The sequence below is a fragment of the Hymenobacter terrenus genome, assembly GCF_000972495.1.
Taxonomy (GTDB): domain Bacteria; phylum Bacteroidota; class Bacteroidia; order Cytophagales; family Hymenobacteraceae; genus Hymenobacter; species Hymenobacter terrenus.
This window is the reverse complement of record NZ_LATM01000001.1, coordinates 358,725-372,167: the sequence shown is the minus strand read 5'-3', so window position 1 is coordinate 372,167 and position 13,443 is coordinate 358,725. Positions and strand designations below refer to the sequence as shown.

The window sequence follows — 13,443 nt, the reverse complement described above, 5'->3', positions numbered from 1 at the left end:
CTGCTGCTGTTGCGCAGTTGCAACCTTCCAGCCGGTTGCTGCGTGCCACTAGCAGCCAGCGGCCCCGGCTGCCATCCTTCCCCTACTAACTCTCAGCATATGCGTCCTGGTACCCTGCTCATTTCCCAGCCGTTTCTCGGCGACCCCAATTTCGAACGAAGCGTCGTGTTGCTCTGCCGCGATGAGCCCGAAGAAGGCACTTTTGGTCTCGTTCTCAATCGTCTCACCACACTCACCCTCGGCGACGTACTCGACCTCCCAGCGCAGGCCGGTACAGCTGCGGCCGACATGCCTATTTACGTGGGCGGCCCCGTCGAACCTGATACCCTGCACTACCTCCACCGCCGCGCCGATCTGCCCGGGGCAACCGATTTGGGGCAGGATGTATTTTGGGGTGGCGACTTTGAACAACTGCTGGGCCTCGTTGGCAGTGGAATAGTGGCGGCCGATGATGTGCGGCTTTTTGCCGGGTATTCAGGCTGGTCGGCAGGGCAGTTGGCCAACGAAATGCAGGGGCAGAGTTGGATACGACACCCCGCAAGCGCCGGGAAAGTGTTTACTTTGGCATCAGATGCCTTTTGGCGGGATATTTTGCGGGAAAAAGGCGGCCGGTTTAAAGTATTGGCCAACTATCCGGTAGACCCTCGTCTGAACTAATGCGGCCGTGAGGCCAACTTTTTATTCTACTCCCACTTTTTTTGCTCTCTCCTCTGGCTCCGTGCGCTGGGCTGGCTTTTACGAAGATTTATGGCTGCTGAAGAAAACCCCACTGCCCCGCTCGCTGGCGGCTCCGAACCGGCCGGTGAAGACCGGATGGCTATTTTGCAACGTCGCCTCGCCGAGATTCAGGGCAAAGCGGCTCCGGCCGATCTGGCCACCGCACCCGTCTCCCCAGACTCTGCGGCGCAAATTGAAACGCCTGCCCAAGGCATGGCCCCATTGCCCGCCGACCAACCCGTTGGCGCTGGCACCGCCGAAGCTCCGGTCAGCAGCTCCGCACCGGATGCTGGCTCACCGGAAGCGGCCGCTGCTGCCGAAACCGCCCACCACGTGCCTGATATCGTGACCGAAGATGGCCACGATATATCGGCCTCCCAGGCTCGTGCCGTGGCTCATTATGGTGAAGGAATTGCCTCTCATGTTGAAGAAGCGTCCACGCCGGCCCCCGAAGCCCTGCCCGCCGGTGAGCACATTGCCAGTGCTACCCCCGCGCCCATCGCCGACCCTGAGACCCTGAGCGGGTCCGATGTTGCGGCTACCGTGGAGGACCAGGGACCTGAACGTCCCACCGTGGCCCTGCATAACGCCCCCGAGCTGGAGACTGCCACTGAGCCGGTGGCCGCGCTACCTACTTCCGAAGACACACCCTTGAATGGCGCCCCGGCTGACATAGCAGCCATCGACGCTGGCGAAGAAGCTACCGGTGCAGATGGGGAAGGCGAGGACCATTATGTTCCTGAAACCGTTGCACCCGATTTCACCGCCCTCGATTTACCTGCTCAGGCTGCTTACCTCGTGGAGCTACTGCGCCGCCCTGATGCCAGCCGCAACCGCAAGCAGATTCAGGACCTCACCCGCCAGTACGAAGCCAATGTGGGCTTGGCCCGTAGTGCCGCCCGTCAGAAGTTTGCCGAAGGCGGCGAGGGGGCCGAAGCCTTCGCTTTTCAGCAGCCCGAAGGCCAACAGGAGCTAAACAAAGCCCTGCAGGAATTCCGCGAGAACCGCGCCAAGGATTCCAAGGCTGAAGATGCCAGTCGCGTCGACAATCTGGCCAAGAAAAAAGCTTTGCTAGATCAACTACGTGGACTAGTAGAAGCTGCCGAAACCAAAGACAGCTCAGCTAAGCTCAAAGCGCTGCAAGCTGAGTGGAAGGTTACCGGCGCCGTGCCCCAAACCGACAGTCAGGCCATTTGGGATACCTACCACGGTCTGCTCGATATCTACTACAGCAAGCAGGGTCGCTTTTTGGAGATGAAGGACCTGGACCGCCGCCGTAATCTGGAAGCGAAAGAGGCCCTCATTAAGCGGGCTGAGGCCCTGGCCCAGGCGCCCGGCATCAACAAAGCCCTCGATGAACTGACCAAGCTGCACGAGGATTGGAAGAACATTGGTCCTGTGCCCAACGACCAGCGCGAGCCCCTCTGGCAGCGCTTTATAGCCGCTTCCGACGTGCTCCACCAGCGCCGCAAGGAGTTCGTAGAACAGCGTTCTACCCAAGAGAAGGCTAACCTGGTAGTGAAGCAGGCTTTGCTGGAGCGTGTACTGCCATTCGCCACCTTCGATACCGACCGGGTGAACCTGTGGCGCTCAAAAACCGATGAGTTGCAGGAAATCAAAGCTGAGTGGGAAGCCGCCGGCCTCGTGCCCCGCGCTCAAGCTGATGCCCTAAATAAACAGTATTGGGGTGCCTACAAGGCTTTCTTCAACCGCAAGAACGAGTTCTTCAAGTCTCTTGACAACGAGAAATCGGCCAACGTAAAAGCCAAGCAGGCACTCATCGATCAGGCTGAAGAGGCCCTCAACAACCCTGATGCCGATGCGGCGCGTCAGACCATCATCCGGGTGCAGAAGGAGTGGAAGGACGTGGGCCGTGTGCCCGACAAGCTGGCCGACAAGCTCTGGCACCGCTTCCGCGCCGCCTGCGACGCTGTATTTGACCGTCCGAAGCACGAAGCCCGGCAGCGTGAGGAAAAAGTGCAGCAGTCGTCGGTCGAGCAAATGGCTCACCTCGACAAAATCGCCGACCAGATCAATGCCCTCACGCCCGAAAACCCCGGCACACTGGAAGGTTTCCGAGAGCTGCTGACCAATTGGGCCGCTGAATTTGATACTACTGACGAGCATCCCGGCCGCGGCACCTCCGACCGCAGTGAGGAGCAGCTCCTGACGCTGCTCGGTAAGTATCTTGACCACGTGCCTGGCATCAGCTACGCTGACCGTAATGAGCTGTTGTTCCAGGTAGAGGTGGCCCGTCTCAAGGCCCGTCCGCAAGCCCAGCAGCAGCTCACACGCAAGGAAATGGCCCTGCGTAAGGAAATTAACGAGCTGGAAAACGACCACGCTACCTTGCAAACCAACCTGGATTTCTTCGCTCGGTCGAAGAATGCGTCTCAATTGCGCGAAGAATATCAGGGACGTATTGCTGAAGGTCAAAAGCGCATCGAGACGCTGAAGAAGCAACTCAAATTGATTCGCAGCTAAGGTTATAGCGTTCGAATTACCAATTCCGAAAAGGTCCAGCGTTGCCAACGCTGGACCTTTTTTTATAAAAATCGACTAAAAAGCTGGCAAAATTGCGCCGGCTGCTTACTTTTGTGTCACCAACCAGCCGCCTTAGCTCAGTTGGTAGAGCTTCTGACTTGTAATCAGAGGGTCGTTGGTTCGAGTCCGACAGGCGGCTCATGTAACATAAAAAGGGCCTCTACGTGCTGTAGAGGCCCTTTTTTATTTGTAGTCTTCATGGCCGCTTTCCTTTTAGGTTGTTCTGACGAGGTGCATTATTAAACTATAATCTGTTTTTGCTTTGAACATAATTTCCGCCACTGCTCACTTTATCGAACAAAAATTTGCTGGTGAAGGTAGTGGTCACGATTGGGCCCACATCCGGCGGGTGTGGGTTATGGCCCGTCGTCTTGCAGCTGCTGCACCCGAGGCCGACCCGGAGGTCACAGAACTGGCGGCGCTGTTGCACGACATCGCCGATTGGAAATTTCACGATGGCGACTATGAAGCTGGGCCACGCGCCGCCCGGGAATGGCTCTTGAGCCAACATGCGTCGCAAGAATTGATTCGTCGGGTTGAGACCGTTATTCGGGAAGTATCTTTCAAAGGTCTTGGGGTTGAAACCCCGGTTTCTTCTGTCGAAGCAGCAATTGTTCAGGATGCTGACCGGCTCGATGCTATTGGGGCCATCGGCATTGCCCGTGCTTTTGCCTATGGTGGGCATAAGGGGCGACCCTTGTACGACCCGGCTATTGCTCCCGTCGCCCACGACAGCTTTGCTAGTTACCAGAAGAATACTGCTCCTACACTCAATCATTTCTACGAAAAGCTGTTTTACCTCAAAGGCCGATTGCATACCGACGGGGCCCGGCAAATAGCGCAGGAGCGCCATGCCTTTATGGAGGTCTACGTGGCTCAGTTCTTGGCCGAATGGGATGGCATTGACTAAAAGGGGAGGAGTTGGCGTTAAAACAATGCTCGACCGTTTGACTTGCCCGTTACCTTTATATCATGAAGCTGCTCCTACGCTTGGTTCCCTGTTTGCTGCTCCTTTTGGTGGCCAGCTGCCGCACTTGTCCCATCGAATCCTGCCATGTGCGCAAGGTGCATCTGCACAGCGGTGTAAAATACCGAGGCCAGCCTTGGTTTAAGAAGCAAAACCCGGCTATTGGGGAGAAAATTAAAACCTATAACCCCAAGGCTGGCACTCACGCCAACGACAAGAGCAAACCATTGAGATAATCCTACTCAAACCTTCAAAAAAGGCCATAGCGCTTGCCGCTGTGGCCTTTTTGTCGTATCTTCGCACGCGTAATAAGTACTGTTCACCATGCGGCTTAAATCATCCTTATCGAGGGTTTTTAGAGTCGCTTATCAACCCCCTCAATGGCGGAAGGCGAAAAAATCATTCCGATAAACATCGAAGATGAGATGCGGGGCGCGTACATCGACTACTCGATGTCGGTCATTATCTCCCGGGCCTTGCCCGATGTGCGCGACGGCCTGAAGCCCGTGCACCGTCGCGTGCTCTACGGTATGAGCGAGCTGGGCGTGGGCTACAACAAATCCTACAAAAAATCGGCCCGTATCGTGGGCGAGGTACTGGGTAAATATCACCCGCACGGCGACAGCTCGGTATACGACACCATGGTGCGCATGGCCCAGGACTGGAGCTTGCGTTATCCGTTGGTAGACGGACAGGGCAACTTTGGTTCCGTCGACGGTGATTCTCCTGCCGCCATGCGTTACACTGAGGCCCGCCTCAAGCGTATTGCCGACGAAATGCTCAACGACCTTGATAAGGATACCGTTGACTTCCAGCCCAACTTCGATGACTCGTTGGAAGAACCCAGTGTACTGCCTGCCAAATTTCCTAACCTGCTGGTTAACGGTACGTCGGGCATCGCCGTGGGCATGGCCACCAACATGGCTCCCCACAACCTAACCGAGGTAGTAAACGGCATCATTGCCTATCTCGATAACCCCGATATTACGGTGGCCGAGCTCATGCAATACGTGACGGCTCCTGACTTCCCCACTGGTGGCATCATTTACGGCTACGAGGGCGTGAAGCAGGCTTTCGAAACCGGTCGGGGCAGGGTTGTGATGCGGGCTAAGGCTACGTTTGAAACCACTAAAACTGGTAAGGAACAAATTGTCGTCACCGAAATTCCCTACATGGTGAATAAGGCGTCGATGATTGAAAAAACGGCTGCCCTCATCAACGACAAGAAGATTGAGGGTATTTCAGACATGCGCGATGAGTCGGACCGCGACGGTATGCGCATCGTCTACGACCTGAAGCGCGACGCTATGCCCAGCGTGGTGCTCAACAACTTGTACCGCTACACTCAGCTGCAAAGCTCTTTTGGCGTCAACAACGTGTGCCTTGTGAAAGGCCGCCCAATGACCCTGAACTTGCAGCAACTGATTCAGTATTTCGTTGAGCACCGGGCTGAGATAATTATTCGCCGCACTCGCTATGAGTTGGCCGAAGCTCAGAAGCGAGCCCATATTCTGGAAGGCTTACTGATTGCCCTTGACCACCTAGATGAAGTTATTGCCCTAATTCGGGGCTCACGAGACCCGGAAGTGGCCCGTGGGCAGCTCATCTCACGATTTGCTCTGAGTGAAGTGCAGGCCCGCGCCATTCTGGACATGCGTTTACAGCGTCTTACTGGGCTGGAGCGTGATAAAATTGTGGCTGAGTATGAGGATCTGATGCGCCTCATTGACCACCTGAATGCGGTGTTGGCTTCGGAAGAGTTACAGCGTGGTATTATCAAAACCGAATTAGAAGATATTCGGGAGCGCTACGGCGACGCTCGCCGCACAGAAATTAACTATGTGGGTGGGGACTTCTCCACTGAGGACATGATTGCCGATGAGGCGATGGTCATTACTATCAGTCGCGAAGGCTATATTAAGCGAACCAATCTTGACGAGTACCGGGCTCAGGGCCGTGGTGGTGCCGGCTCACGGGGTGCTATCTCCAAAAAGGATGACTTTACCGAGCATTTATTCGTTGCCACTACCCACGAGTACCTTCTGTTCTTCACTGAACTGGGTCGGGTATTCTGGCTAAAGGTCTATGAAGTGCCAGAAGGAGGGAAGGCTACCAAAGGCTTGCCCATCCAGAACCTCATTGAAATTCCAAGGGAAGACAAGGTGCGTTCTGTGCTCAATGTGCGTGGTCTGAAAGACCCGGACTACCTCGAGAATACCTACTTGATGTTTTGCACTGAGCAGGGTACGGTGAAGAAAACTCCGCTGGAGGCTTATTCGCGACCCCGCACTGCCGGCATCAATGCCATTACTATCAACGATGGTGACCGCATTTTGGACGTGCAGTTGCTTGCACCGAACTCTGAAGTAGTATTGGCTTCGCGTTTCGGCCGCGCTGTTCGCTTCAATGAATCGAAGGTGCGCTCAATGGGCCGTTCGGCCGCTGGGGTACGAGGTATTACCCTCTCAGATACAACCGGAGACCGAGTGGTGGGCATGGTTTGTCTCGCTGATCCCTCGCAAGAACTGTTGGTTGTTAGTGAGAATGGTTATGGTAAGCGTAGTGCGCTCGATGAATATCGTGTCACTAACCGGGGTGGCAAGGGCGTACGCGCTATGAAACTCACAGAGAAAACGGGTAGTTTAGTTGCTATTAAGGATGTAAATGATACTGATGACTTGATGATTATTAATAAGTCAGGCATTACCATTCGTTTGCGGATGAGTGAGTTGCGTACGATTGGCCGGGCTACGCAGGGCGTTCGTTTAATTAAAATCGGTAGCAACGATGAAATCTCTTCGGTTGCTAAGGTTGAGGCTGAAGAGAAAGAGGAAGAAACTGATGGTACTCTGGTTGTGAGTGCTGATTCTGATGGGTTGGCTGTTGCGGCCAGTGGAGCCATCGATAATGTTTTGGACGCGGATGACGTTGTTGCGGAAGCGGGTGCTGTAGTAGATGTGGTCGAGCCCGATGATTTGGCATAATTGCTGAATAGGAGTGGGGCGGTCCATGTGGGTCGCCCCATTATTTTTGGGGCAGACTTAACTCTTGGAGCCGCTTATTGCTGATGTAAGATCTCCTGATGTGTCGTAAACACCACCGCTAATTTTTTTACTTTTAAATTTCATCTTTTTCGCTTAAGCTGTGGTGTTGATCTGATTAAAAATATTTCCATCACCCAGCAACAGCACATTCCCAATTTTATGAAGAAGACTTTTTTGACGCTTGCCGCAGCCGCTATGTTGACTACTGGTTTGCCTTCGCTGGTTGCGGCGCAGACTTCAGCCGTCACCAATGCCATTATGAACCAACGTTCGGGTCTGCTCGATAAAGCTCGTGCGGATATCGATAAAGCCATTGCGAATGAAAAGACTAGTGGTAAGGCTAAAACATGGTATACTCGCGGTGAAGTTTATCAGGGCATGCTAGAGAGCCCTATATATGTCAAGCAGCTGCAACCTGGTGAGGGAGTGCAAAAGGCGTATGAGTCTTATGCTAAAACCATTGAACTGGATACGCAAACAGGTGAGTTTGGTAAGCAGGCGGTAAGTAAGTTGGATAATCTCTACGGCCGTGCTTTTAATGATGCGGTGAATAGCTACAATGCGAAAGAGTACGATAAGGCTATTGAGAGCTACAAGTTAGCCTCTAAGATTAAGCCTCAGGATACAACTGCTGTGCTATACTCTGCTTATGCTTCGGAGGCAAAGCAGGACTTTGCTGGCGCACGAGCTAGCTATAACCAACTTTTGGGTATGAATTACAAATCTGTAACTTTATACTCGCGTCTGCTCCAAATGGCTAAACAAGAGAAGAATGATGCGGAAGCAGCAAAAGTCCTTCAGCAAGCTCTGGCAGCATATCCTACGAATAAAGCCTTTATGCTTGAAGATTTGAATTTGTCTCTGGCTAGTGGTAAAGGTGAAGATGCCCTGAATAAAATCAGTAAAACGATAGCAGCTGATCCAAATAACTCGAACCTGTATGCTGTACGTGGTTCTATGTATGATCAGCAAAAGAAAAGTGACCTTGCACTAGCTGACTATCGCAAAGCGGTGGAACTGGACCCGAATAATTTTGATGCTCAGTTTAACCTTGGTGTATATAACTATAACCGTGCAGCTGATGCTTATACGAAGGCCAGTAAGATGGATTTGAAAACCTATCAAACTTCAGGTAAGAAGTTTGAGGCGGAAGGTAAAAAGTATTTCGAGGCTTCGGTTCCGTACTTTGAGAAAGCTTTACAGCTTCAACCAGAAGACCGTAATACACTGGTATCCTTGCAGAAGGTTTATTTTCGCTTGGGCCGTACTGCTGATTCGGAGCGTTTGAATGCTAAACTTCAATCGCTCAACAAAAAGTAGAGGCAGAGGGATTTAAAACAAGAAGAGCTCATCCATAACTATGGATGAGCTCTTCTTGTTTAACTGCCATTATTTAACATAATATAAATTATAAGACAATTTATTGTGAGTTTAAATGTACGTTTGTCCATTGCTTAACGGCGGCTAGCAAAGCTTTGCAAAACTGGTCGCGAAAGGTTCTGTATTCTGTACGCAAATTTGGGTACCCTTTTATCGCACCGCTCATACGAGGAAAGTCCCGCATATGAGAACATGACTGCGTATCAGTAAGGGTTTGATGAATTCCGTTGTATGATGCGGTTTTTCTCGCTAACAGTCTCGCAGCGGTGAGTATTTGTGGCTTTTCGAAATTGTATCATCCGTATTATACCTAATTTCCTCATGCCCTTGTAGCATCCGGCGGTAATACTGGCGATTATTTGTTCGTGTCTGTGGCCCTCTATTTCGTGAACAAAGTCATGAATTTCTGTATCGGTTCCATTAGATAATAAAAAGTATAAAGCTTTGAAAAATTTATTACTTTTTATTACTTAACTCCTTATTGTACTCTTGGTACTTCTAGAAAACGTTAATTTTTAGTTTCTTAAGAAGTTTCAGAAACTAAAGCATATTGTCAAACTTGTCAATATATAGTCTAAAAAAGCACAAATTAAATCTCACTCTATTACTTTTTTATACTTTGAAAATAAACCCGATTTTTTAACTACATAGTGCGTATACTTGCCTTATACTAACAAACCGATTACCCAATGCCTAAACTAATAGATTACCCAAGGACAACTTATACCGGAGCATGGGAACTAGCAGAAGTGACAGATGACACTGGTGGGAAATGCGCCATCGAGACTGCAGCTAGAAAGCTTAATCGGAAAGTGAGTGGGTCCTTTAAAGCAATTATTGGCTCTGCCGTGAAGTTCGGCTTACTTACTAGCAAACGAGACCTGCTCACAACCACAACGCTCTTCAAGCGCATCAAACACGCCTATGATAAACAGGAAGAACTCCTCTTTCACAGAGAAGCGTTTCTTACACCTCCCCTTTTCACTCAGATATGCCGAAAATTTCGCTCACGGGAATTACCCGTACAGATGCTCGATGTAATGCTGATAAGAGAGTTCGGAGTAGAAGAAATAAATGCCCAGGGAGTTGCCAAAGCCTTTGTAGAAGGCTCCCGAATGGTTGGACTACTTGACGACCAAAACATCATGGCAGATATCGACGCTTTAGCTAATCAAAAATCACCTAGACGTGAACTAGCCAGCCCACAACCTAGCATCAACACATTCCGCAATGACTATGAGCCACGTGGGGACATCTTCAGTAATGGAACCTCACATTCAACTCCAATACCTGAAATTGAGAGACCAGACATACAAAAAGAAACGATTAATACAAATCAACCCACCACCACTACATTCAACTTAGCTACAACTAATCACCCAGCGGCTACTGATGCGCCCAAAGTAGATTCAACAGATGCAATTGCCAGCTTATTCGGATTAGTAGGCAACACCACACCACCGGAAGAAAGGAAACGAGAGATAGGAGAAACCCTCAGCATCAATAGCGGTAAAAACAATGAACCTGAACATCCCTCAGCTTCACCACCACGTATAGTAATACCACCAATAACGCCAACCACAAGTGTCGGTTATCAGATTCAAATAAGTGGAGTTGGTATCAATACGTCATTATCCATCACAGAAGAAGAAGATATAGCCTTGGCGGTAGCCCTTCTTGAGAAAATCAGGAGACAACTAAAAACTTAGAGCCAAATTAACTCCTTTGAATACTACCAACAGCCAGTTGCTGCTTCCGTACAGGGAAGCAGCAACTGGCATCTTCACCTACCTTCTACTACCACGCTACCGAAATCTGCCAGCTAGCCCAGAACCTAGCTACGATGACGACTGCAAAGAATGTCTGTACTAAAATACACTCCTGATAAAAAGGCTATACTAACCAAAAACTACTCACCTTCTGTTAAATGACGGGTATTGGGTAAGTGGTGACGCTCCTGTAGCACGGAGATGACTTCTACCATCGGCACCCCCGAGGCGACAAGTAACACTAGTAAATGATAGAGCAAATCGGCAACCTCACCGGGCAATGTTTCACGACTACCAGCTACCGAATCAATGACAGTTTCGACGGCTTCCTCTCCTACTTTCTGGGCAATTTTGGGTATTCCCTTCTTAAATAACGACACTGTATAGGAGGTCGGGGCACGCTCGGGAAACTGCTGACGCTCCTGAATCAGGCGCTCCAAAGCGGCTAGAAAGCCAATGGGCGCTACAGGCAAATGGGTTTGCTCAGACTGCTCAAAACAGCTCACGGTACCTCGATGGCAAGTCGGGCCGGCCGGCAGTGCCCGGATTAAGACGGTGTCAGCGTCACAATCGACATGCAGACTGACCACCGTGAGGTAATTGCCACTGCTTTCACCTTTGGTCCACAAGCGGTTTTTAGAACGAGAGAAAAAGGTCACCCGTCCCTCCTGCTGAGTTTTGGCCCAGGCCTCTTCGTTGAGATAACCCAGCATGAGTACCTGCCCAGTATCGGCATCTTGGATAATGGCAGGCAACAAGCCAGTAACGGGGTCGAAACGCAATGGCAACACAACAGGAGACGAAAAAGCAGGAGTCATCAGCAATAAATAATTAGAGCCGCACCGAAATACCAGCACTGTGCAAATAGTGCTTAAGAGTCGGTAAAGCGGTTTCGTTGAAATGAAAGATACTGGCAGCTAACGCCGCATCGGCCCCACCTTCTTGGAAAACAGCGGTGAAATCAGCGGGCTGACCGGCACCGCCAGAAGCTATAACCGGCACCGGTACGGCGTCGCTGACGGCACGAGTTAATTCCAGAGCAAACCCTGATTTGGTACCATCATGACTCATCGACGTAAGTAAAAGCTCACCTGCACCTAACTCGGCAGCTTCACGGCACCAAGCGACAGCTTCACGACCTGTGGCAACGGTACCAGCACGTGTCATCACCTGCCACTCTCCTTCCACAAGGCGAGCATCAACGGCTACCACCACGCACTGCGAGCCAAACCGCCGGGCTAGATCCGCAATAAGCTCCGGCCGGGCCAGCGCGGCCGAATTAATGGATACTTTATCAGCACCGCTTAGTAAAAGGGCTTCCACATCAGCTACGGTACTAATACCGCCACCTACGGTGAATGGAATATCCAGCACCCTGGCCACATCACGCACCAATTCGGTGAGCGGTTGCCGCCGCTGGTTGGTAGCAGTAATATCCAGGAATACCAGCTCGTCGGCACCCTCCCGGGCATAGCGGGCAGCCAAGGCAACGGGGTCGCCGGCATCACGCAGACCTTCGAACTGGATACCCTTGACGGTGCGGCCGTCGCGAACATCAAGGCAGGGAATTAGTCTTTTCTTGACCACGGGATTTGGCGAATTTTATGGATAAATCAGATTTGGAAGATAGTAAACGGCTGGCTTCACTTACACTGTTACAAGAAGGGCTGGAGGTCAGGCAGAGCAATAGTTCCTTCATACAGCGCTTTACCGATAATAGCGCCGTGCATACCAGCTTCGGCTAAGGCTTCCAAGTCGGCTACGGTAGTCACGCCGCCGCTGGCGATGAAGCGAGCAGTGGGATAATCGGTGACCAACCGGCGATAAATGGCCTGCGCGGGACCTTGTAGCAGGCCATCTTTACTCACATCGGTACAGATAAAGGTGCTGGCACCGGCCGCTAGATACGACTCAATGAAAGCGGACAAGGTCCAGGTACTTTGGTCAGCCCAAGCATTTATCAGGATGTGCTCGCCTTTAAAATCAGCACCCAGAAATATAGTATCTGCCCCGTAGCTGGTCAGCCAGGACTGAACAATGGCGGGTTCGCGCACGGCGAGGCTTCCGGCGGTGGCGTGCGCCGCACCCGCATTGAGCACTTGCGCGAGCGCAGCTTCCGTCTGAATGCCACCACCAGCATCGATGTCCAATGTAGTGTGCCGGGCAATAGCTTCGAGCACGACGAGGTTGACCGGGTGACCGGCGCGGGCACCGTCGAGGTCGACGAGGTGCAACCGACGCAAGCCAGCATCGGCAAAGCGCTGCGCTACTGCGACGGGGTCCGCATCATAAGTGGTTTGGCGGGCAAAGTCACCGGCACTCAGGCGTACACATTGGCCGTTCAGCAAGTCGATAGCAGGAATGATTTCCACGGGAAATAAGTGGTGTTAAAAAACGACTAAAGGTTTAGGAAATTGGCCAGAATACGGGTTCCAACGGCTCCACTCTTCTCGGTATGGAACTGCACTCCGTGGAAATTGCGATGCTGCACTGCCGCGCTGAAGGGTTCCGGATGAGTAGCCTGAGCCGTAGTATAGGCCCCCACAGGAGCATAGTAGCTGTGCACAAAGTAAACATGGTCGGCTGCGCTGAGGCCCGCAAATAGGGGGCCTTGCAATACTTGGAGGTTGTTCCAACCCATATGTGGTACCTTGTGCATCGGGTCAGGTACAAAGCGCTGCACGGTGAACGGAAGCAGCCCTAGTAGAGGCGTATCGTTTTCCTCGCTGTGCCGGCCGAGCAACTGCATACCCAGGCAAATGCCCAGGAACGGCTGAGTTAGTGTGGGTAATACTTTATCGAGCCCAGCCTCCCGCAGTGCTTCCATTGCTGATGAGGCCTCGCCCTCGCCTGGAAACAACACTTTGTCGGCGCGATGCAGCGCTTCAGGGTCCGCAGTTAGTGTTGCGCTAGCCCCCAGACGTTCCAAAGCAAATAGGACGGACTGCACATTTCCGCCTTTGTAGTCTACAACTGCTATTTCCATAAACTCAATCTAATTTACTCATTTGGACAAAAAATC

Annotated in this window: 11 protein-coding genes and 1 tRNA gene; 8 read left to right on the top strand and 4 right to left on the bottom strand. The window is 51.8% G+C overall.

What is annotated here, in order from left to right:
• Window positions 1–99 precede the first annotated feature (99 nt).
• The 8 genes from WX88_RS01610 to WX88_RS29825 all read left to right on the top strand — a co-directional run bounded on the left by WX88_RS01610 (window position 100) and on the right by WX88_RS29825 (window position 10,361).
• Window positions 100–657 (top strand): YqgE/AlgH family protein, encoded by a 558-nt coding sequence (locus tag WX88_RS01610; RefSeq protein WP_046242537.1) that lies wholly within the window; start codon window positions 100–102, stop codon window positions 655–657.
• A 90-nt stretch (window positions 658–747) separates the two neighbouring features.
• Complete coding sequence (locus tag WX88_RS01605; protein ID WP_052732235.1) at window positions 748–3,201, top strand: DUF349 domain-containing protein; 2,454 nt, start codon at window positions 748–750, stop codon at window positions 3,199–3,201.
• 126 nt (window positions 3,202–3,327) lie between these two features.
• Window positions 3,328–3,400, top strand: a tRNA-Thr gene (locus WX88_RS01600).
• A gap of 123 nt (window positions 3,401–3,523) precedes the next feature.
• Window positions 3,524–4,171 carry an HD domain-containing protein gene (locus tag WX88_RS01595; protein WP_231590598.1) on the top strand — a complete coding sequence of 216 codons (648 nt, stop codon included), beginning with the start codon at window positions 3,524–3,526 and terminating at the stop codon, window positions 4,169–4,171.
• Window positions 4,172–4,233: 62 nt separating this feature from the next.
• On the top strand, window positions 4,234–4,464 hold the full coding sequence (locus WX88_RS01590) for a hypothetical protein (protein ID WP_046242536.1): 231 nt from the start codon (window positions 4,234–4,236) through the stop codon (window positions 4,462–4,464).
• 144 nt (window positions 4,465–4,608) lie between these two features.
• On the top strand, window positions 4,609–7,212 hold the full coding sequence (gyrA, locus tag WX88_RS01585) for a DNA gyrase subunit A (RefSeq protein ID WP_046242535.1): 2,604 nt from the start codon (window positions 4,609–4,611) through the stop codon (window positions 7,210–7,212).
• A gap of 219 nt (window positions 7,213–7,431) precedes the next feature.
• On the top strand, window positions 7,432–8,592 hold the full coding sequence (locus WX88_RS01580) for a tetratricopeptide repeat protein (RefSeq protein WP_046242534.1): 1,161 nt from the start codon (window positions 7,432–7,434) through the stop codon (window positions 8,590–8,592).
• Between the two features lie 749 nt (window positions 8,593–9,341).
• Window positions 9,342–10,361 (top strand): hypothetical protein, encoded by a 1,020-nt coding sequence (locus WX88_RS29825; protein ID WP_156175894.1) that lies wholly within the window; start codon window positions 9,342–9,344, stop codon window positions 10,359–10,361.
• Between the two features lie 200 nt (window positions 10,362–10,561).
• On the opposite strand, the gene hisIE is transcribed toward WX88_RS29825, so the two are convergent.
• The 4 genes from hisIE to hisH form a co-directional block, all read right to left on the bottom strand.
• Window positions 10,562–11,239, bottom strand: a complete 678-nt coding sequence (gene hisIE / locus WX88_RS01575; protein ID WP_156175893.1) for a bifunctional phosphoribosyl-AMP cyclohydrolase/phosphoribosyl-ATP diphosphatase HisIE — start codon at window positions 11,237–11,239, stop codon at window positions 10,562–10,564.
• Window positions 11,240–11,252: 13 nt separating this feature from the next.
• Complete coding sequence (hisF, locus tag WX88_RS01570; RefSeq protein WP_046242533.1) at window positions 11,253–12,008, bottom strand: imidazole glycerol phosphate synthase subunit HisF; 756 nt, start codon at window positions 12,006–12,008, stop codon at window positions 11,253–11,255.
• 68 nt (window positions 12,009–12,076) lie between these two features.
• Window positions 12,077–12,793 (bottom strand): 1-(5-phosphoribosyl)-5-[(5-phosphoribosylamino)methylideneamino]imidazole-4-carboxamide isomerase, encoded by a 717-nt coding sequence (locus WX88_RS01565; protein ID WP_046242532.1) that lies wholly within the window; start codon window positions 12,791–12,793, stop codon window positions 12,077–12,079.
• Between the two features lie 26 nt (window positions 12,794–12,819).
• Window positions 12,820–13,407: an imidazole glycerol phosphate synthase subunit HisH gene (gene hisH / locus WX88_RS01560; protein ID WP_046242531.1), complete on the bottom strand. Its 588-nt coding sequence runs from the start codon at window positions 13,405–13,407 to the stop codon at window positions 12,820–12,822.
• Window positions 13,408–13,443: the final 36 nt, after the last annotated feature.